We start from the raw sequence: 20,010 nt of genomic DNA on the forward strand, positions 1-20,010 counted from the left end.
CTTTAAATAACATCAGGATCAAATACTGAACACAATGCACCCCACAGTGTCTGAGCAGCAGCACGTTTCATTAAATCTTCATTACATACCGTATTTTCATCAACACATCGATTAACAATGCGATAGTAAAGCCGCTTCTCAACAGGTGCAAAATAACGAACTTTAGCATCTTTTTCCTTCGCAGCAATATCACCCATACGAGGCGCAATAGAAAGTTGACGATAAGATTTACGATCAAGTACTTGACCACTAGCCCGAACTTTTACAATCCAATCTTCAAACTCCTGCAAAGACACAGAATGCCACTTAAACCGCATCCCTGAAAAACCATCGCCGCTGTAATTTGCTGAGGTCCCTTTGAATACGCCTTGTTCTTCAGCAATCAAATGCAACTTAGCATTCATCTGCGGCATAGCGTAAAGAACTGTACCCAACCTGGGGACCCAAAAGGCATTGACAGAATTTTCTGACGTCAATTGCAATAAAACTTGACGTCCTTCAGGCGCGTAAATTTCATTAATCGATGCAACACCATATTGAGGATAAATAAAAACCCACTTCCAATCAAGAGCGACAGCATTAATCTGTAATGGCTCTCCTTCACCCACAACATCTACTGGAAGAGGCTTTGCAGGCTCAAGCATATAGGTATAATAAGCTGTTAGTGAACCTAAAACCATCACGATTACAATTGGAATACCCCACATTAATGCTTCAATTTTATTTGAATGCGCCCAATCAGGGGAATAGTTCGCTTTCGTATTCGATGCACGATATTTTATCGCTAAAAACACCACACTTACCATGACTGGAATAACAACGCAAAGCATAACAAGTACACAAACAACGATCAAAACAAGCTGTTGACGTGCTACATAACCTGATGGCTGAAGGACATCCATTTTACAACCAGACAAAAGCAGTGCTACCCCTAAAACAACAAGCATTCCCAATTGTCGAACAAAGCTTTTCATCTTCATTTACCCCCGTCACACGCACTAAAAATTGTCATAAATATAATACCTCATATTGTACAGATTTTAAAATAATTATCAAGTGAATTCAATGCCTATATTCCTCTTATCCAACGCATAACTCTTTACTTTTTACAATTTATTAATTGTTTTGCAATATACTCGAGTGCAAACCGGTATCCATCACTTCCACACCCCGTTATGAAAGCGTCTACACCTGCAGATGTATAAGAATGGTGACGGAAAGTTTCGCGTTGATAAATATGGGATAAATGAACCTCTACTTTTGGCCCTGAAAATATTTTTAGAGCATCAAGAAGAGCAACAGATGTATGACTGTAAGCCGCTGGGTTAATGATCAATCCAGAACTTAATCCTATTGCTTCTTGTATCCATTCTACTAACTGTCCCTCATAGTTACTTTGATAAAAATTTACGATAACATCAGCTCTTTTTGCCCATTCTCTACAGTTTTTTTCAATATCTTCTAGAGTTTCAGTTCCATAAATTCCTGGCTCACGTTGACCCAGAAAATTTAAATTAGGACCATTTAAAATCGTTATCATCACAGACATAGCAAGCCTTTTCTTCTCGACCATCACTTATTAAAAAATATTTAGCATGTTTTTTACAGTAATAAAGCGCCATCCTTAATCTCAAAAAATTCTGCGCGTCCTTTCAAGTCATCAAATAAAAGACGATCTGTTCCTGTCATAAATGTTTGCACAGCTAAATCATCAAGAATATCAAATAAAGCAGCACGCCGATATAGATCAAGATGAGCAGCCATTTCATCAAGAAGAAGAATAGGAGCCCTTTCCGATATCATACCTGTTAGACGTGCATGACACAAAACCAAACCTATCAGGAGTGCTTTTTGTTCACCTGTTGAACAAGATGTTGCGGCTTTATTTTTATCCGCATAAAAAACTTGTAAATCTGTGCGATGGGGGCCCTCTAATGTTCGCCCAACAGCACGATCCATTGCGCGATTACGCCGCAACAAATCACAAAATTGCTCTTCAACTTCAGTGGCTGATAGTTTCCTTAGAGCTGTTTCCAAAAAACCATCAATTTGCAAAAAAGCCCGTGGAAAAAGTATCTGAGATGGCATTTGTGTAAACATGTCATTTAAAAGCCGAATAACATCAATACGCGCCGCAGAAATAGCTGTCGCCAATTCTGCCATCTGCTTTTCTAAAGCATCAAACCAAGCAGTATCTTCATTGCCATCCAAAAACAAACGATTACGTGCGCGCATAGTTCTATCATAATCGGCTATGCGACGACTATGAAAAGGATCAATGGCCAAAACCATACGATCCAAAAAACGACGACGCTCAAGCGAAGGACCTGTAAAAAGACCGTCCATAGACGGTGTTAAGATACTAATATGACAGTAATCTGTTAAGCAGTCACTTGGCTCATTCAAACCATTAATATGGACCTTTCGACTGTTATCGCTAACCTCCAAAGCAGTACCAATCTTTACTTCACCATAAAGAGCACATTCAAGACAGGCAAAGACAACAAATCCTTCACCGCCACCATCTATAAAGCTAACATCAGAATATGCAGCCCGTCGCAAACCACGACCCGGAGAAAGAAAAGATAACGCCTCTAAAAGATTTGTCTTACCAGCACCGTTGTGCCCAGTAAAAACGACATGCTGACCCGAAAAATGAATATTAAAAAAAGAATAATTGCGATAACGTAAAAGCTTCAGCTGCCTCACAGACACTTTGTGCACATGACTTGCCATGCATTGCAAAACAATTGCCCCTAAACGCGAATAGGCATCAGTACATAGAGCACATCCGCATCATCATTATCACGAATCAGAGCTGGCGCTCCAGCTTCAGCCAACATAAAAACCATCTCATCGCTTGAAAGCTGCCCAGCAATATCCAAAAGATACCGTGAATTAAACCCTATCTCAAGTGGTTCAGATGTGTAAGTTACGGATAATTGATCTTCCGCACTGCCCGAATCAGGGCTATTAACAACAAGCCTTAACTGTCCATGCTCAATCATTAACTTAACTGCACGCCCTCGATCACTTGAAATCGTTGAAACACGATCAACGGCAGAAGAAAAATCCTGCCTATTAACAATTAATTCTTTATCATTTCCAAGAGGGATAACACGTTGATAATCTGGAAATGTTCCATCAATTAACTTTGATGTAAAAATTACAGAGCCTATAGAAAAACGAATCTTCGTCTCTGAAAGTTCTATACATACATCACCATCATTTTCTTCTGAAAGAAGTTTTTGCAACTCCCCTACAGCTTTACGAGGAACAATAACACCGGGTATTCCCTCGACTCCTGAAGGTGCTTCCCTCTCAACTTGTGCCAAACGATGACCATCCGTTGCCACCAAACGCAGTTTCAAAACACCATCATGAATAACATGGAAGTATATACCATTAAGATAATAGCGGGTTTCTTCAGTAGAAATGGCAAATTGTGTGCAATCAAGTAAACGTTTTAACCCAGACGCCGATAGAGAAAAACGATAACCAAACTGCCCAGGAAGCGACTCTGGAAAATCTGCCTTCGGAAGACATTGAAGTTGAAAATGTGCACAACCTGAAACAACAGACATTGTGCCCGCTTGATTCTCATCGATGGCTAATACAACCTCATTGCCCTCAGGAAGTTTGCGAATGATATCATAGAGCAAATATGCCGGAACAGTTGTCGCTCCGGCTCGTTCAACATTAACTGTAAAAGATTCTGTAACCTCTAAATCGAGATCTGTTGCCTTTAACTGCACATGACCATCTTCTGCATCAATCAACACATTTGATAAAATAGGAACAGTATTACGGCGCTCTACCACACGGTGAACACGACCAAGAGACTTGAGAAATTGATTGCGATCCACTGTAATACGCATAAAAGCCCCGTATGATTTACCAAAAACTATAAGAATTCCTTAGAATTAAAATAACAGATCCTTTTTAAAGAATCGCTTGCTGGAGTTTATTAAACCTCTTTTAAAATGGCAAGCCACTCCTGCATAGAAAAAACAAATCCTTTCTTAAATCCCTTAAAGTTTCTTCAAAGAAAAAAACGATAAACACTATACAGCCTGTTCTCCAATCAACCGCTTAAGCAATTCGAGCTCCTTAGCCAAGGTCTGATCACCACAAACCAAATCTTCAATTTTACGCACTGCGTGTAAAACTGTTGTATGATCACGTCCACCAAAACGGCGACCAATTTCTGGCAACGAGCGAGGTGTTAATACTTTCGCCAGATACATCGCAACTTGCCGTGGCTTTACAACCGTCCGTGTTCGACGATTAGATAACAAATCCTGTTTAGAAACATTATAATGGCGTGCTACCGTACGCTGAATTTCTTCAATCCGAATACGCTTAGGTTCACCTGGACGTGTCAAGTGACCTAATAACTCATCAATCCGTTCTAAAGATAAATCAGACTCAAAAGACTGACGAAATAAAAGCTGGTTAAATGCACCTTCAATATCGCGCCCAGACCCTAAAACCGTTTTTGCAATATATTCCAAGACATCATCAGAAATTGATATCATGCCATCATCTTGCTGTGCCACTTTCAACCGCTGACGCAACATTTGCAAACGCATTTCATAATCTGGAGCTTCAATTTCAAGAGCAACTCCTCCCTGAAGACGAGACCGAACGCGAAGATCAAGCGATTCTAATTCAGCTGGTGGACGATCTGCAGCGACAACAACCTGTTTTGCACTATCAAGTAACATATTAAGCAAATGGCAAAATTCATGTTGTATCGACTTACCCTGCAAAAACTGCATATCATCAATAATCAAAAGGTCTATATCGCGAAGCTGTTCTTTAAAAGAAAGAGCATCATTATCACGAATAGCTGTTGCAAAACGCCACATAAAATATTCAGCCGTTAAATAAATAACACGTGCAGACGTTAAACGCTTCAATGCAGAAGCGGCAATCGCTTGAAGCAAATGTGTCTTTCCTAAACCAACTGACGCGTGAATAAAAAGAGGATTAAAACGCAAAGCACTTTTATGCCCCTCCCCAATTGAACGCGCTGCCGCTAAAGCAACGCGATTAGAAGCCCCCTCAACAAAACTTTCAAAAGTATAGCGAGAATCAAGAGGAGATCCAAAAACCCCCGCTTGAGAACTCTTGACCGAATGCTCTGCACAACTCTCAACAAAAGAAGAAGCCGCCTGCTCCTCCAGCACAACAGAAGGTGCACTTGTTTTGCAAACAACTTCTCTTGAAACGCGTTCCATACCGCGAACGATGACTTCAACACGAAGAATCGCCGAGTTCTCTTGCTGCCATAAATGCGTTAAAAGAGAACCATAGTGATTATTAATCCATGAACGTAAAAAAGCCGTAGGAACAGAAAGCTTTACAAGGGTATGGCTATATTCAGCAAGCTTCACACGACCAAACCAACTGGTATAAGCCTCAACACCAACCTGCGCCTTTAATTGTGCCATAACACGTGTAAAAGCCGCCGCACTTTCCTCCTCTGCAACAATAGAATGCCCTATAGAAGTATTTCTACAAACGACCCCATCACTCTCCGTCATTCTATTATTTATTACGTTCTCTGCTGACAGGATATTCACCGAAACCCTTTTAAAGGAACTAGCTTTAGAGTTCAATTTATCCACCATCTTCCATCCTGATAAAAATAAAATTTTGTCCTGCCAAATCGCTAAAATAAATCTAGCAAAGGCAAAGCGCCCTACCCCAAATAAGATTACTCACCCTCCCCTAGGATAGCCTCATCATACCCCACTAACAAAGATGACCAATAAGATTTACTTGTACTCATGATATGACCCACCCTTCTAAAATGGTAAACATACCCATTAAAAAAACTAAAAGACTCTCAGAAAATCTATCCAACACAAAAGCTTCAAAAAGCCTAAACTAAAGTATTTAATATTGAACAAAATACAGGATAATGCGCCGATGTGACCCCTTCATGCTTTTTAATCTTCAGTAAGAACCATACAAAACAGCAGAGGTAAAATGCAAGAGGTCAAAATAAAATCAAAAGCCCAAAAAAATACTCTAAAAATGCTTATTTCAATGAGGAATGAGAAAAATTATTGATTCAATTCATTTTTTTTCTCTGAATTTACCAATCATTAAAGAATCTCTTTAGATTAAAAAAAAAAAATAAAATGCTTGACAAAAAAGACTCTGTAAAAATCCACAAAGCTTGTGGATAACCATACTTCCCCTATAAACTTTCTCTCCTTTTTCAAGAAGAGAATCATTGTTGATTCTTATTTTTAATAGAAACTTTTTAGAATAATAAACAAAAAGCCAGCGTCCGTAGGGATGCTGGCTTGATTTCTAAATAAAATAGAAAAAACTTAAACGCTGAGAGCCTTCAAACGTTTCGCTAAACGCGACACTTTTCTCGCAGCAGTATTTTTATGAAAAACGCCTTTAGAAACCGCACGCATAATCTCAGGCTCAAAATTCTTAAATGCAATTTCTGCAGATGCCTTATCACCCCCTGCTACAGCATCATCAAACTTACGTATAAAAGTACGAACGCGTGAACGGCGGGCCCTATTAACCTGTGTGCGTGCTGCACCCTTGCGCACCGCTTTTCGAGCAGAAGGTGTATTCGCCATAAATATAATCTCTCTTTCAACACCTTGGTAAAATGAGCCTTAAGAATAACTCTACCAATGTAAACAAACCTAACTCAAGCAAAACTATAAAGCTGCCTATAATTCATGTGGCTTATAGCGCAATGTCAAAGCCAACGTCAATTAAATTTTCAAAGACAAACATAAAAAACGAAACCAAATTCTTTGATCCATAACTTTATAGCTTAATCGTTTAAAGATATCCCTCAACGAACAAAGGCATTTAAACAGCTAGCTTACGCAAGACATATTGCAAAATCCCACCATGATGCAAATAATCTAGCTCATCTTCAGTATCAACACGGCATAATAATGGAACGGTTTTTACCATACCATCAGAAAAAGTAATTTTTGCTACAGTCTTTTGACGAGGTTTCAAGTTATGAATCCCTTCAATTGTTACCTTTTCATCTCCCTTTAAGCCTAAAGATTTCCAACTTAACCCTTCCTCAAAGACAAAAGGAACAATGCCCATACCAACAAGATTAGAGCGATGAATCCTTTCAAAAGATTGCACAATCACCGCTTTGATACCAAGAAGATTGGTCCCCTTGGCGGCCCAATCGCGTGATGATCCATTGCCATATTCAATTCCCGCAAAAACAACGAGCGGAATACCTTCTTGTTTATACGCCATCGCTGCATCGTAAATGGTTTGTTCTACCGTTGATGGATAATGAACCGTATAACCGCCTTCTCGACCATTTTCTCCTAACATGAAATTACGAATGCGAATATTGGCAAAGGTCCCACGAACCATAACTTCATGATTCCCACGGCGCGTCCCATATTGATTAAAATCGGCAACGTTAACACCATGATCCATTAAATATTTTCCAGCAGGAGAAGCTGCCTTAATAGAACCAGCAGGAGAAATATGATCTGTCGTGATTTTATCACCAAACAAACCTAAAATCCGCGCATTCTTAATATCTGGTAAGACATCAGGATTTTTCTGCATATCATCGAAATAAGGTGGATTACGGACATAGGTGGATTGCTCATCCCAAGAATAGGTAGACCCTGTAGGGATCTGAACTTTTTGCCAATTTTCATCTCCCTTAAAGACATCTGCATATTTTTCAGCAAAAACCTTACGAGTAACATTTTCTTCGATAAATGCCTGTATTTCTTGAGAAGTTGGCCAAATATCTCTCAAATAAATCGGTTGACCATTTGAATCTTCACCAAGAGGCTCTTTGGTTAAATCTTTACACACCGTCCCAACAAGCGCATGTGCAACAACTAATGGGGGTGAAGCTAAATAATTTGCTTGCACATCAGGGGAAACACGCCCTTCAAAATTACGATTTCCTGAAAGAACTGCAGCTGCAATAATACCATTGTCATTAATCGTTTTGGAAATAGCAGGATGCAAAGGACCAGAATTCCCAATACATGTTGTGCATCCAAACCCCACTAAGTTAAATCCTAATGCATCTAAATCTTTTTGCAGACCCGAATTTTTAAGGTAAGCTTCAACAACTTGTGAACCAGGTGCAAGAGAAGTTTTTACCCATGGTTTGCTTTTGAGACCTTTTGCCACAGCATTTCGTGCCAAAAGACCTGCTGCAATAAGAACACTTGGATTCGATGTATTTGTACAGGAAGTAATCGCAGCGATCACCACATCACCGTGACTAAGCGTATATTCTTCACCTTCAACCGGATAATGCTCATCTTGTCCTGAAGTTTTCTTATAATCTTCAACCAATGCCTTCTCAAAACCTTGTCCAACATTTTCCAATGCAATACGCCCTTCCGGACGTTTAGGACCAGCCATAGAAGGAACAACAGTTCCTATATCTAACTCAATTGTATCACTAAAAACGGGATGAGCCACCCTTTCGTCATGCCACATCCCTTGTGCTTTGGAGTAAGCCTCCACTAAGGCAATCCGATTTTCATCACGCCCTGTCATATTGAGATAACGCACTGTCTCCTTATCAATTGGAAAAAAACCACAGGTTGCTCCATATTCAGGTGCCATATTCCCAATCGTCGCCCGATCAGCAAGAGTCATATGCTCCAAACCAGGGCCAAAAAATTCAACAAATTTACCAACAACGCCCTTCTGGCGAAGCATTTGGGTCACCGTCAACACGAGATCAGTAGCTGTGACACCTTCTTTAAGTTTCCCTGTTAGGTAAAAACCAATCACTTCAGGTAATAACATAGAGACGGGTTGGCCTAACATTGCCGCTTCAGCTTCAATACCACCAACCCCCCAACCTAAAACACCCAAACCATTGACCATCGTCGTATGCGAATCAGTTCCCACACAGGTATCAGGATAAACTGTCTCCCCCCCCTCTTCATTCTTCATCCATACACATTGTGCTAAATATTCAAGGTTAACCTGATGACAAATCCCTGTGCCTGGAGGAACGACACGAAAATTTTGAAAGGCTTGTTGCCCCCATTTCAGAAAACGATAACGCTCACCATTGCGTTCATATTCATGCTCAACATTTTCCTTAAAGGCCATGGGAGTGCCAAAATCATCAACAATAACTGAGTGATCAATAACAAGATCAACGGGGATGAGAGGGTTAATCTTTTCAGCGTTTCCACCAAGTTTGACCATGGCATCACGCATTGCAGAAAGATCAACAACCGCCGGAACACCGGTAAAGTCTTGCATAAGAACACGTGCAGGACGGTAGGCTATCTCTGCCCCTGCATGTCCTTTGTCACTTAACCACTTAGCAACATTAAGGATATCCTCTTTTTTAACCGTGCGACCATCTTCAAATCGCAATAAATTTTCGAGAATAACTTTCATCGAAAACGGCAAACGTGAAATGCCTTCAAGTCCATTCTTTTCCGCTTCGACCAAACTATAATAAGTATATTCTTTGCCACAAACCTTTAATGTTCTGCGACAATTAAAGCTATCAATGTGAATCATGACTGTCCACCCTCATACTACAAACCACCCAATTTCCAGGAATGAACAACACAAACTACGAGTCAAGGTCGCAGCTTGAGCGCAGACGCAATTACCTCCGCTATCCATTTCCCCCTCCACTTTTCATAGGTAAATGCGGAAATCAGCGCCAAAAATCATTCTACACCAGATATTGATGTAACGCCTCTCTTATAGAACCATTTCTAGAACTATTCTAGGGACAATTGCATAAAAAAATGTGTTTTTTTATTCTATAATGCAATAAAGAATAGGAAAATAAAAAAATAGGCAATCACATGGTGTTATCAGGCAAAGATTTAGCGGCTTACAGAAACGAGGAAATTCTGTTCAAAGATCTTTCTTTTCGTTTATTTCCACGGCAACTGATGACAATCACTGGACCAAATGGCGTCGGAAAATCTACATTACTGCGAATCATTGTTGGCCTTCTTGAAGCTGCTGAAGGTCATATCATACTTAAAGACGGTAAACAAAAATACCCTGTTACAACTGCGTGTCATTATCTTGGTCCTCAAAATGCTATGAAACCTCCTTTATCTGTCATTGATAATTTGCAATTTTGGGCAGAGTTTTATGGACAACCTCTGTACTCCTCCTCTGAAGCCATTGCCAATATTGGTCTTTCTGATCTTGAATATTTACCCTTTAACACACTGTCAACTGGGCAACAAAGGCGTGTCGCTCTTGCTCGTCTTTTGCTCTCCTATCGCCCTATTTGGATTTTAGATGAACCAATATCAGGACTTGATAGCTATGCTCAGAAACTCCTTGCTCGTATTTTTCAGCGTCACCTCAATCAAGGGGGTATGATTATCGCCGCAACCCATAATTCCTTAGGTATTCCAGAAAACCATACAATCGCTCTGGAAAAATTTTTACCTCTCTAGGAGAGAATAAAATGAAAGCACTGTTCTGGCGTGATCTTAAACTACTATTAGAGCCACAAACCTCTTCGCTAACAGGACTATTGTTCTTCATCGCTGTTGTGGTCATAACTCCCTTTGCTATTGGACCAGATCCAAGAATTCTTGCACAAATAGGGCCAGGGATACTGTGGTTTGGAGCCCTTCTCGCAGGACTCCTCAATCTGAACAAACTTTTTCAAATCGATCGCGATGATGGTAATCTCGACCAATTTATCCTTTCAGAACAAAGACAAAGTTTTACATTGATTATCTTTATAAAATGCATCACCCATTGGGTAGGAACAATGCTTCCTCTCATTTTTGCCACGCCTATTTTAGCTCTCATGCTCCACTTAGATGTCACAATAACTTTTTCAACAATACTTACTCTTTTATGTGGAACACCAGCTATTATTTTTATTGGCGCCATAGGAGCGGCACTTGCAAGCTCATTGTCGCATAGCACGCTTCTTATTTTCATCATTATCTTGCCGTGGATCATTCCAATTATGATTTTTGGCGTTTCTGCTGCTACAGCGCCAACAAATCCAAATGCCTCTTTTCTCTCTTCCTTAGCTCTTCTTAGCGCTTTTTCACTATTTTTGAGTCTCTTTAGCTCTTTTGTTGCCGCTTTAGCACTCAAGCTTTTATCTGAATAATAAAAGATGATTGCCGTATAGAAAAACTTTGCCTATTATGAATTCTATGAATGAACTATCGCGCACATATAAAATGAGGTCACTCCCTACAAGTTTTGTCCGTTTTATGAAAATAAGCAAAATCATTTTACCTTGGTTAGCTAGCATAACATTATGTCTGCTTATCCTAGGGCTTATTCTAGTGATGCATTCTCCAGACGACTATCAACAGGGTATGACTGTTAAGATTATGTACCTTCATGTCCCTTTTGCGTGGTTATCTACATTCTGTTATATAACCATAAGTGTAGCAGCATTAGGAAACTTGATTTGGAAATATCATCTTGCTGATGTGGCTCTCAAATGCGGGGCGCCCATGGGAGCAATTTTTACTGCCTTGGCTCTCATGACAGGAGCACTTTGGGGACGCCCTACGTGGGGAACATGGTGGGTATGGGATGCACGATTAACATCGGTTTTAATTCTGCTTTTTATCTACCTTGCCATTATTCTGCTTGGGCGTGCTTTTGACAATCAAGTAAAAGCCGCTCGCGCGACTGCAATTCTTACCCTTGTTGGATTTGTTAATATCCCTATTATTAAATTTTCCGTTAAGTGGTGGAATACATTGCATCAACCAGCCTCTTTGTTACGTGCTGGAGGACCAACCATCGACAATGCTATGTTATGGCCCCTTATAACCATGTTATTTTGTTTCGTCTTTATGTTTATTGCGCTCTATGTGATGGCTATGCGAAATGAGATCAATAACCGTTATATCAAAATACTTCAAATTAAAAAATCCCGTCGTGCCAAACAACAGGACTCTTCATCATGCTCAACCTAAATGGCATCCACAGCGAACTTTTAGGAAATCTATCTTTGAAAATTGATTTTTTCCTTGGCACCCTTAAACACGAGCAAATTGTTTTTTTAAGCTATACGCTTTCTGCAATATCTCTCCTCTGTCTTATTGGCTATATTCTTTGCAAAGCCTTCTACCAAAAAAAAATTCTCCAACAACTAAATAAAAAAGAACTGTCACAAAAAGAAAAATATAATGAAGAACATCCCTCCAAAACTTAAAGAAAATATATCTTTACCTGTTTTGTTTATTCTTTTTGGACCATTTCTGCTTTTTCTTCTTCTCATGATGTTTTTTTTCAACTTTATGAATAAAAAATACCCCCAAGATTCTTTTCTTCTCCCAAATGCATTGGCTGGAAAACCTGCCCCCAATACACATCTTCCTCTTCTTGATAAGGAAGGTTATCTTAATTCAAAACAGTTTAAAGGACGTGTCACATTGATCAATTTTTGGGGTTCTTGGTGTTTACCCTGTCGCGAAGAGCATCCTCTTCTTATGAAAATTGCACAAGATAAACGTTTTGATCTAATTGGTATTAATTATAAGGATAACAAAGCAAATGCCCTGCACTTTTTAAATCATTTTGGTCATCCTTTTAAATTGATTGGCTTTGATGTTTCAGGATATACAGCCATTGACTGGGGGGTATATGGACCACCAGAAACCTTTCTCTTAAATAAAGAGAGCATCATTATTGCCAAACATGTTGGCCCCTTAACATGGCAAATTTATCAAAAAAAAATTCTCCCAAAAATTGAACAAGCAATTATGACAAAAGAAAAATAAAATATAAAAGTATTGATTTACCATTTCTCTCTATTCAATGAAAACACCGAATATTATGAGATTTTTTCAAATCTTTTTATGTTGAATCAAGAAAAACAGCTAAGAAAAGACTAAAAATGCCTTTTTGTGCATTTTTTTAATATAAGTATAATGAACAATGTTTTAAATTGAAAAATACAAGAATGCAGGTTTGTAAGAAGACAAAGTTTTATCGCTCTATGCTCACCATTTTGTTTATAGAGCCCTTTTTATGTAAAATACACATTGTTATGAGAGGTATTCCTAACTATTCTCATCTTTGAGAATAAGAAATCCGTTTTTTCATAGTGTCATTGTTATATTTATTCCCAGAGCACTCTTTGTTTGTAAGAATTTTATAAGGTTCATATTGATTCTTTGATTTATAGGCTCTTATTTTCTCGATAATTTCTCTTATCATCATAACCAATGGTCTTTTTTGACTCTTAAGTAAGACAAATTCGAGTAAGAAAATATGACTATAGTCAAAAAGAAGCCCTTTCGAGAAAAGAAAGTATCTTTTACAGGGCTTCTCTTTTTAAAAAGGCATATCGAGTGAATAGTGATTTCAACAGAAAGATCATTGGCATACATCGAAAAATGCTAAGGAAAGAAATATTCAAGAGCTTCATATGAGCTTATGCTTTAAGTTTTTATAGCGCGAATAAAATGGGCTTTATCATTTTTATGAAGTTGATTATATTTTTTCTTCCAAAAATTCTTGCGGTGTAAAACGATATGTTTTTGAGCAAAATTCACATGTCACTGAAATATATTTATTTTTAACCATTTTATTGCGTTCATCAATCGGGAAGCCTTCTAGGATTCCTTTGATTTTTTCACGCGAACAAGAACATTGATCAACAAGAGAAAAAGGATTAAAAACTCTCACACCTTGTTCATGAAAAAGACGGAATAAGAGCTGCTTACTCCCGACTTTGGGATCTGTTAATTCTGAACTCTCAATCGTTGCCATGAGTATTTTAGCTTCTTGCCATTGGTTATCTAATTGGGTTTTGGATTTTGTTTCTTCTCGCTTTTGATGATGGGACGATGCTTGGGGCAAAAATTGAGTCAAAATACCTCCAGCTCGCCAGCTTTTCTGCGGTTTTCCTTGGTTGTCACGATTGATTAATATAGCAACAGCCAAACGGATATCGGTAGGAATTTGCTCTGATTGATCAAAATAAATACGAGCAGCTTCTTGTAAATTTGATCCATCTAATGCCACTATCCCTTGATAGGGTTGCATGTGGGACCCTTGGTCAATCGTGAAAGCTAAAGTGCCTTTTCCTAAAAGTGTTTCTGAAAACGTTTGATCATTGTCTATAGCTTGGTTAAGCTGTTCTTTATCAAAACGGGCGTATCCACGTAAACTGGAAGGAGGAGAAAAATCACACACTAACATATTAACCGGCCCATCGGAATGGGTTTGTAAAATAAATTTTCCCGTAAGCTTGAGAGAGGTTCCAAGCAGAACAGTTATAAGTAAAGCCTCTGCCAGAAGATATGAAACTGGTTCAGGATATTGGTGTCTGTTAAGAATAGAATTCAAAGTTTCCCCAAGTTGTACGGCACGTCCACGGATATCAAGTTCTTCGACTTGAAAAGGAATCACACTATCATCTTCATGCAAAAAGATATGGTTGAAAGAGGCTTCATCTTTAGCTTGTTCACTCATGGCTTTGCCTTTTATTATAATCTGTTATAGGGAAACTATTGTGGAGAGAAAAACGCATCTTGTAAACACCAAGAAAGAATTGCTTTTTGAGCATGAAGACGATTTTCAGCCTCATCGAAAACAACGGAGTGCGGCCCATCAATCACAGTATCGACAACTTCTTCCCCACGATGAGCAGGAAGACAATGCATAAAAAGAGCATCAGGTTTTGCTAATTTCATGAGCGCTTCATTGACTTGATAAGGCTGAAAAATAGAACGGCTGCGAGCACGAAATTCTTGTCCCATGGAAACCCATGTATCGGTCATAATACAATCAGCACCTTGAGCCGCTTTTTGGGGATTATGAGTTAGCGTAAGATGTGCTCCCCGTTCACGTGCCCAATCTATAAATTTTTCTTGTGGTTCACTACCCTTTGGAGTGGCAATACGCAAATGAAAATCAAAAAGAGCCGCCGCCTCAATCAAAGAATGAAGCACATTATTCCCATCCCCCATCCAAGTAAATATTTTGCCCGTAATTGACCCTCGATGTTCTTCATAGGTTAAAATATCTGCTAGAACTTGGCAAGGATGTGTATCATCTGTAAGGGCATTAATGACAGGAATTTGTGCATATTGCGCTAATTCAAGCATGCGTTGATGTTTTGTTGTTCGCAATATTACGATATCCACAAAACGCGATAAAACGCGTGCCGTGTCAGCTATGGTTTCGCTATGACCAAGTTGCATTTCTGAACCCGTAAGCATAATTGTATCTCCCCCAAGCTGGCGCATACTAATATCGAATGAAATACGGGTTCGTGTAGATGGTTTTTCAAAAATCATCGCAAGTATTTTGCCCTTAAAAGGTTTTGAACCTTTCCCTCGTTTAAAAGATGCTTTAAGTTTTTTTGCATATTCAATCAGTGCGCGTGCTATTTCTGGCGTTAAAACAGATAAGTCCGTGAAATGACGAAGAACATTTGTCATGTGTGTGATATTAGTCTTTCTTTGTTTACAGAAAGATGAGCAACTGCTTTTTCAATACGATGCAAACTTTCATCTATTTCTTCTTCCCTAATGATAAGAGGAGGCAATAAGCGCACAACGTTGTTGTTAGCTGCAACACTTAAGAGATATTCATTGTCCAAAGCATTAATGACAAGATTTGCAGGAACAACACACTGAATGCCCACCATAAGGCCCATCCCCTGAACGGCGCAGATAATATCAGGATAGATATTGAGAATATGCAAAAGTCCACTTTTCAGCCTATCCCCCATGTTTTGCACATGGTTAAGAAAACTTGGCTCTAATAGAACATCAAGAACACTATTTCCTACAGCCATTCCAAGAAGGTTTCCTCCAAAGGTTGAACCATGGGTCCCAGGTATCATACTTTTTGCAACTTTATCCGTTGCAAGGCAAGCGCCTAAGGGAAATCCTCCTCCTAATCCTTTTGCGAGGGTAAGAATATCAGGTGTGACATCACTCCATTCATAAGCAAAAAGCTTTCCTGTTCGTCCCATGCCCGTTTGGACTTCATCAAAAATCAATAATAGATCATTATCATCGCATATTTTACGCAAAAATTTTAAATATTCATGAGAAACCGTTCGTATTCCTCCTTCTCCTTGAATAGGTTCAATAAGAATAGCGGCAGTATTTTTATCAATAGCGTTACGCAAAGCGATTTCATCACAGAAAGGGACTTGAAGAAATCCACCCGCTTTAGGTCCAAAGCCTTCAAGATATTTTTCATGCCCAGTTGCAGCAAGTGCTGCAAGTGTCCGTCCATGAAATGCCCCTTCAAAAGTAATTATTTCAGTGCGTGCTGGATGACCCGAAGCATAGTAATAATGACGTGCCGTTTTGAAGGCGCATTCCAATGCTTCAGTGCCTGAATTGCAGAAAAAAACCTTATCCGCAAAACTATTTGCACAAAGCCGCGTGGCAAGAGCTGTTTGTTCAGGAGACTGAAAAAGATTGGAAACATGCCAAAGTTTTTCAGCTTGTCCTTTGAGCGTATCAACTAATTTAGGATGGGCATACCCTAATGCATTAACAGCAATGCCAGATGTGAAATCGAGATAATGTTCTCCTTTATCCGAAATAAGCCATACCCCACGCCCCTGTTCAAAATGCAAATTTCGTCGTGCAAAACATTCATAAAGTGGTTGTATAGAGATGGCATCCATCATAATTCTCTTTATATTTTAACCTTTTCAATATATATATACAAAGCAACATGATACATTTCATTCCGGTGCTTTAAACATTTCACTCGATTAATGATTACACCTATGGAATAGATCATTACACCAATTGAGAAAAAGTCAATGAGGGTTCTAAAAATAAGCATTTTGGGAAAAAACGCCTTAAACAAAAGTGGACGTTTAACCTATGATTGATTTGCAAGTTGGGGAAAACATTCTAAATAAACTCTTTGAGAGGCAAAGACTCTTGTCATAGAGTGAGTGCATATTGTAATTTAGACTATCGTTAAGCAAGATGATGTGTTTTGATTTGTAAGTTCCACAGGTTGGATGATTTTCTTATGCTCACTTAGAGTGTAAAATTCTTTCATTCAGCGCATTGAAGACATTATTGAAACATTTGAAGATGCAAAGGGGAAGCATCTCAGTGACGTAATCGGAATGGAGTGCTGATATGGGTTGGACATGTGAACGCGTTGAGCTTCTTAAAAAGCTTTGGAGTGAAGGGCTAAGTGCAAGTCAAATTGCTGCTCAATTAGGTGGAGTCAGTAGAAATGCAGTCATCGGCAAAGTGCATCGATTGAAGTTGCCAGGACGTGGCAAAACAGCACAAGGAAATGTGCGTGCGCAAAAAACTCCCGCAAACAGCCCATCATCTCCACGTGTGCGTCGTAACATAGCCACAGTATCGCCAATCAACACATCATCTGTCAATGTTGAAGAAACAGCTTTAAAAACAGAGGTTGTAGCAGAAGATGTTAAAGAAGTTGATATTTCCACAAAATCCAATGTTGTAGTGCCTATATCACGTCAACTTAATTTGCTACAATTGAGTGAAAATACATGTAGATGGCCGGTTGGCGATCCATTATCAGCCGATTTTCATTTTTGTGGTGCTGATTCTGATGAAAATAGTCCTTATTGCGCCTTTCATGCTAAGTTAGCATTCCAACCAATATCTGAAAGACGGCGAATAAGGATATAATATCCGCCGATATAATTTCATATTCTGTACCTTCTGTGCCTCATAATTAAATCTCAATGATAAAATTATTATGAAAAAGAGATCTTATGAGGTTTTTAACGAATGAAAACGTTTATTCATGAAAATATTCAACGAAATTATATCTTTTGGTGCCCTTGCGCAGCTATATGTTATAAATCCAATACTTTTTTATTTTCACGATTCTTTTTAATTTAGTTGTACTAATTTAAAAACTATCCGTAGGGATATCTTTTGAATAATACCGTTTCTCAATTTAGCATGTTTTTATTCTTCGTGTTCTTAATAGAATATATCGTAGTTTAAAAAATAATTTATCGTTTGGCAACTAGAGTGAAATCCACGAATATCTCTCCCATTTTGAACCCTCCATATAGTTCAATCAATCAGAATCTTTTGCGTATCATAGGCGAGATAGGAGTCCGTATAGAGTGAAAATACTTTAAAGAAAAGCATGTCTCTTATAACTCTTCTCAAATATAAAGTTTTTTCAATATTAGGGGCTAACAAAGTATGTAATAATGCAACCTTGCACTTTTATGAAACGTAAAGATGAGCGTTATATAATCAATTTTATACACTCCATGGAGATCACTATTTTACGCAGCCTATCACAGAATAGGCTTGCAAGTATTAAGAGATATTTCTCTAAAATAAGCACGTGAATATGTAAGTGTATTCTATTTGGCGCATGTTGTTTCGTGTGAGGGATATAACCCTAAAAAAATATGAGATAAACAAAAGTATGATGCAATGCATAATAAAAAAATTAAAAATAAGAGAATATTGTATTTAAGGTTCTTACGCAATAGACGAAAATAATAAATTATAATTACAAATCAATATGTTATTATATTTCTTTTATGATCTATAATATACGAGATCTTTTAGAGTCAATCTTGAATCTAAAACGACTACAATAGCATTACATTCCTTTTCCCGACACAAAACGGCGCAACCAGACATAAAGCGCACCCTCACCGCCATGCTGATGCGCGGCTTGCTCAAACGCATGAACATAATATCGAAAAGCTGGTGTTGATAACCAATACGGAACAAATCTATACAAAGCTCCGTCACTCCCAACAGATCGGCCTTTTCCTGTAATCACAAGGACGTAACGCAATCCACTCTGTTGAGAGGATTGTAAAAATTTTTTTAAGAAAAAATAAGCTTCTTCCTGCATATAACCGTGAAGATCAAGACGTGCTTCAAGAAGATAACGACCTTGAGAAATTTTACGATGTGCAACACGATCAAAGAAATGAATCTTATGCGCTTGTGTAAGGGCTCTCTTTTCTTTTTTAGTAATTGTTGAGCGTTGTTGATTTTCCTGAACCCCCAGAGGTTTTTGCTTTATGCACTGTTTTTTATCAGTAATATTTGCAATATCTTCTGAAATAGAAAAGAGCCTCTTATTATGAAGCGGCGTTATTGTGCGACAAACCCTCTCCCATAAAAGGCGATCTTGTGAAGTTAATAAATCTCTTTTTTGTCTCCATTTACTTGAGGACATTTTAATTTCTCATAAAATATTGAGTAATTATGGAAGAAAAAATACTCTAATTTTCATCTTCTGTAGCAAAAAGCTTCCAGTTTGGATCCGACGATAGGCTATTGCGAACAAAAGTCCAAATATCTCTAATTTCTACAATAGCATCGGGATCACCGTCTATACACTCACCCTGTTCATTATAAGTAACAGAAATCATCTCACTGATAATACGTATCGTTAAAAGTTCATTCTTTTCTTGTATTGCCGCTGCAACAAACTCAATTTTATTAATTCCAACAAAAGTAAATTCTATTCTTTCTTTGTTTTTTTCTCGTTGCTCAATAGCAGTACAAAAGCTCTCAAAAACATCCTGACAAAGCAAGCTTTTAAGTTGACTGCGATCACCTTTAGCAAAAGCTGTTACAATCATTTCATAAGCAATTTGCGCACCTTTTATAAAAGATTGAGGAGAAAAATGAGGATTAATTCTACGCATTGCGCGTAAATTTTCATTCAAAATACTCCCCTCTGGTGCAATCTCATCAATTTCACTAAAATCGCCTTTTTGTAAATTTTTTTGATGAGGGAACGAAACAATATTATCTGTCGTTTCTGCCTCAGCTTGTTTTTTAGAATGACGTGAATAAGGATCAAAAGGAGGCTTTTCAAATCCAATTCGCTTTCCTAACACACTACGGAGTTGCACAAAAATAACAACCATAACAACAAGAGCGATGACAAGTATAACGTCAAATTCCATGGGCGCTGTCAATCTCCAAGCTTTAAGTCTGTAATAAACATTGCAGTCAATATCATTTATCAATAAATATGTAAAATAGGGAATCCTACCATTCA

18 protein-coding genes are annotated in these 20,010 nt (G+C 38.4%); 6 read left to right on the forward strand and 12 right to left on the reverse strand.

The annotated features are described in order from the left end of the window. Positions 1 to 2: 2 nt before the first annotated feature. The 7 genes from cyoA to acnA all read right to left on the reverse strand — a co-directional run bounded on the left by cyoA (position 3) and on the right by acnA (position 9,543). Positions 3 to 974, reverse strand: coding sequence for a ubiquinol oxidase subunit II (gene cyoA, locus NNJ85_RS03375; protein WP_254473531.1), 972 nt, complete (start codon positions 972 to 974; stop codon positions 3 to 5). Positions 975 to 1,099: 125 nt separating this feature from the next. Next, positions 1,100 to 1,549, reverse strand: a complete 450-nt coding sequence (aroQ, locus tag NNJ85_RS03380) for a type II 3-dehydroquinate dehydratase (protein WP_254473532.1) — start codon at positions 1,547 to 1,549, stop codon at positions 1,100 to 1,102. Between the two features lie 53 nt (positions 1,550 to 1,602). Continuing rightward, positions 1,603 to 2,736 carry a DNA replication/repair protein RecF gene (gene recF, locus NNJ85_RS03385; RefSeq protein WP_254473533.1) on the reverse strand — a complete coding sequence of 378 codons (1,134 nt, stop codon included), beginning with the start codon at positions 2,734 to 2,736 and terminating at the stop codon, positions 1,603 to 1,605. Between the two features lie 20 nt (positions 2,737 to 2,756). Beyond that, on the reverse strand, positions 2,757 to 3,878 hold the full coding sequence (gene dnaN, locus NNJ85_RS03390; protein ID WP_254473535.1) for a DNA polymerase III subunit beta: 1,122 nt from the start codon (positions 3,876 to 3,878) through the stop codon (positions 2,757 to 2,759). Positions 3,879 to 4,064: 186 nt separating this feature from the next. Continuing rightward, the gene (gene dnaA / locus NNJ85_RS03395; protein WP_254473537.1) at positions 4,065 to 5,636 is read right to left on the reverse strand and encodes a chromosomal replication initiator protein DnaA; all 1,572 of its coding nucleotides are present in this window, start codon (positions 5,634 to 5,636) and stop codon (positions 4,065 to 4,067) included. A 711-nt stretch (positions 5,637 to 6,347) separates the two neighbouring features. Further along, a complete protein-coding gene (gene rpsT, locus NNJ85_RS03400) occupies positions 6,348 to 6,614 on the reverse strand; it encodes a 30S ribosomal protein S20 (RefSeq protein WP_254473540.1) in 267 nt (88 codons plus the stop codon). Positions 6,615 to 6,855: 241 nt separating this feature from the next. Further along, complete coding sequence (gene acnA / locus NNJ85_RS03405; RefSeq protein ID WP_254473541.1) at positions 6,856 to 9,543, reverse strand: aconitate hydratase AcnA; 2,688 nt, start codon at positions 9,541 to 9,543, stop codon at positions 6,856 to 6,858. A gap of 296 nt (positions 9,544 to 9,839) precedes the next feature. On the opposite strand from acnA, the gene ccmA reads away from it, so the two are divergent. Genes ccmA through NNJ85_RS03430 form a run of 5 tightly spaced genes read left to right on the forward strand, consistent with a single transcriptional unit; the run spans position 9,840 to position 12,761 of the window. Then, positions 9,840 to 10,451 (forward strand): heme ABC exporter ATP-binding protein CcmA, encoded by a 612-nt coding sequence (ccmA, locus tag NNJ85_RS03410; protein WP_254473542.1) that lies wholly within the window; start codon positions 9,840 to 9,842, stop codon positions 10,449 to 10,451. 11 nt (positions 10,452 to 10,462) lie between these two features. Beyond that, positions 10,463 to 11,128: a heme exporter protein CcmB gene (gene ccmB, locus NNJ85_RS03415; protein WP_254473543.1), complete on the forward strand. Its 666-nt coding sequence runs from the start codon at positions 10,463 to 10,465 to the stop codon at positions 11,126 to 11,128. 46 nt (positions 11,129 to 11,174) lie between these two features. Then, positions 11,175 to 11,954 (forward strand): heme ABC transporter permease, encoded by a 780-nt coding sequence (locus NNJ85_RS03420; protein ID WP_254473928.1) that lies wholly within the window; start codon positions 11,175 to 11,177, stop codon positions 11,952 to 11,954. After that, the gene (locus tag NNJ85_RS03425; protein ID WP_254473544.1) at positions 11,942 to 12,193 is read left to right on the forward strand and encodes a hypothetical protein; all 252 of its coding nucleotides are present in this window, start codon (positions 11,942 to 11,944) and stop codon (positions 12,191 to 12,193) included. Before NNJ85_RS03420 ends, NNJ85_RS03425 begins: the two co-directional genes overlap by 13 nt. Then, positions 12,168 to 12,761, forward strand: a complete 594-nt coding sequence (locus NNJ85_RS03430; protein WP_254473545.1) for a DsbE family thiol:disulfide interchange protein — start codon at positions 12,168 to 12,170, stop codon at positions 12,759 to 12,761. Before NNJ85_RS03425 ends, NNJ85_RS03430 begins: the two co-directional genes overlap by 26 nt. Before the next feature lie 715 nt (positions 12,762 to 13,476). Here NNJ85_RS03430 and NNJ85_RS03435 read toward each other — a convergent pair. From NNJ85_RS03435 to NNJ85_RS03445, 3 genes are read right to left on the reverse strand one after another with little or no spacing between them, the layout of a single operon-like run. Further along, complete coding sequence (locus tag NNJ85_RS03435; protein ID WP_254473546.1) at positions 13,477 to 14,460, reverse strand: Hsp33 family molecular chaperone; 984 nt, start codon at positions 14,458 to 14,460, stop codon at positions 13,477 to 13,479. A 35-nt stretch (positions 14,461 to 14,495) separates the two neighbouring features. Then, positions 14,496 to 15,431: an ornithine carbamoyltransferase gene (gene argF / locus NNJ85_RS03440; protein ID WP_254473547.1), complete on the reverse strand. Its 936-nt coding sequence runs from the start codon at positions 15,429 to 15,431 to the stop codon at positions 14,496 to 14,498. Then, positions 15,428 to 16,639, reverse strand: a complete 1,212-nt coding sequence (locus tag NNJ85_RS03445; RefSeq protein WP_254473929.1) for an aspartate aminotransferase family protein — start codon at positions 16,637 to 16,639, stop codon at positions 15,428 to 15,430. The genes argF and NNJ85_RS03445 overlap by 4 nt, the downstream gene beginning before the upstream one ends. 472 nt (positions 16,640 to 17,111) lie before the next feature. Between NNJ85_RS03445 and NNJ85_RS03450 the strand changes: the two genes are divergently transcribed. Further along, positions 17,112 to 17,642, forward strand: a complete 531-nt coding sequence (locus NNJ85_RS03450; protein WP_254473549.1) for a GcrA family cell cycle regulator — start codon at positions 17,112 to 17,114, stop codon at positions 17,640 to 17,642. Positions 17,643 to 18,585: 943 nt separating this feature from the next. On the opposite strand, the gene NNJ85_RS03455 is transcribed toward NNJ85_RS03450, so the two are convergent. Then, positions 18,586 to 19,176: a Smr/MutS family protein gene (locus tag NNJ85_RS03455; RefSeq protein ID WP_254473551.1), complete on the reverse strand. Its 591-nt coding sequence runs from the start codon at positions 19,174 to 19,176 to the stop codon at positions 18,586 to 18,588. A gap of 46 nt (positions 19,177 to 19,222) precedes the next feature. Next, the gene (locus NNJ85_RS03460) at positions 19,223 to 19,915 is read right to left on the reverse strand and encodes a Tim44/TimA family putative adaptor protein (protein ID WP_254473930.1); all 693 of its coding nucleotides are present in this window, start codon (positions 19,913 to 19,915) and stop codon (positions 19,223 to 19,225) included. Between the last annotated feature and the right edge of the window lie 95 nt (positions 19,916 to 20,010).

It is taken from the genome of Bartonella sp. B1098 (genome assembly GCF_944896145.1).
Classification (GTDB): Bacteria; Pseudomonadota; Alphaproteobacteria; order Rhizobiales; family Rhizobiaceae; genus Bartonella.

Coding starts and splice junctions, on each gene's coding strand:
- cyoA (WP_254473531.1), bottom strand. CDS start 974: ATGAAAAGCTTTGTTCGACAATTGGGAATGCTTGTTGTTTTAGGGGTA.
- aroQ (WP_254473532.1), bottom strand. CDS start 1,549: ATGTCTGTGATGATAACGATTTTAAATGGTCCTAATTTAAATTTTCTG.
- recF (WP_254473533.1), bottom strand. CDS start 2,736: ATGGCAAGTCATGTGCACAAAGTGTCTGTGAGGCAGCTGAAGCTTTTA.
- dnaN (WP_254473535.1), bottom strand. CDS start 3,878: ATGCGTATTACAGTGGATCGCAATCAATTTCTCAAGTCTCTTGGTCGT.
- dnaA (WP_254473537.1), bottom strand. CDS start 5,636: ATGGTGGATAAATTGAACTCTAAAGCTAGTTCCTTTAAAAGGGTTTCG.
- rpsT (WP_254473540.1), bottom strand. CDS start 6,614: ATGGCGAATACACCTTCTGCTCGAAAAGCGGTGCGCAAGGGTGCAGCA.
- acnA (WP_254473541.1), bottom strand. CDS start 9,543: ATGATTCACATTGATAGCTTTAATTGTCGCAGAACATTAAAGGTTTGT.
- ccmA (WP_254473542.1), top strand. CDS start 9,840: ATGGTGTTATCAGGCAAAGATTTAGCGGCTTACAGAAACGAGGAAATT.
- ccmB (WP_254473543.1), top strand. CDS start 10,463: ATGAAAGCACTGTTCTGGCGTGATCTTAAACTACTATTAGAGCCACAA.
- NNJ85_RS03420 (WP_254473928.1), top strand. CDS start 11,175: ATGAATGAACTATCGCGCACATATAAAATGAGGTCACTCCCTACAAGT.
- NNJ85_RS03425 (WP_254473544.1), top strand. CDS start 11,942: ATGCTCAACCTAAATGGCATCCACAGCGAACTTTTAGGAAATCTATCT.
- NNJ85_RS03430 (WP_254473545.1), top strand. CDS start 12,168: ATGAAGAACATCCCTCCAAAACTTAAAGAAAATATATCTTTACCTGTT.
- NNJ85_RS03435 (WP_254473546.1), bottom strand. CDS start 14,460: ATGAGTGAACAAGCTAAAGATGAAGCCTCTTTCAACCATATCTTTTTG.
- argF (WP_254473547.1), bottom strand. CDS start 15,431: ATGACAAATGTTCTTCGTCATTTCACGGACTTATCTGTTTTAACGCCA.
- NNJ85_RS03445 (WP_254473929.1), bottom strand. CDS start 16,639: ATGGATGCCATCTCTATACAACCACTTTATGAATGTTTTGCACGACGA.
- NNJ85_RS03450 (WP_254473549.1), top strand. CDS start 17,112: ATGGGTTGGACATGTGAACGCGTTGAGCTTCTTAAAAAGCTTTGGAGT.
- NNJ85_RS03455 (WP_254473551.1), bottom strand. CDS start 19,176: ATGTCCTCAAGTAAATGGAGACAAAAAAGAGATTTATTAACTTCACAA.
- NNJ85_RS03460 (WP_254473930.1), bottom strand. CDS start 19,915: ATGGAATTTGACGTTATACTTGTCATCGCTCTTGTTGTTATGGTTGTT.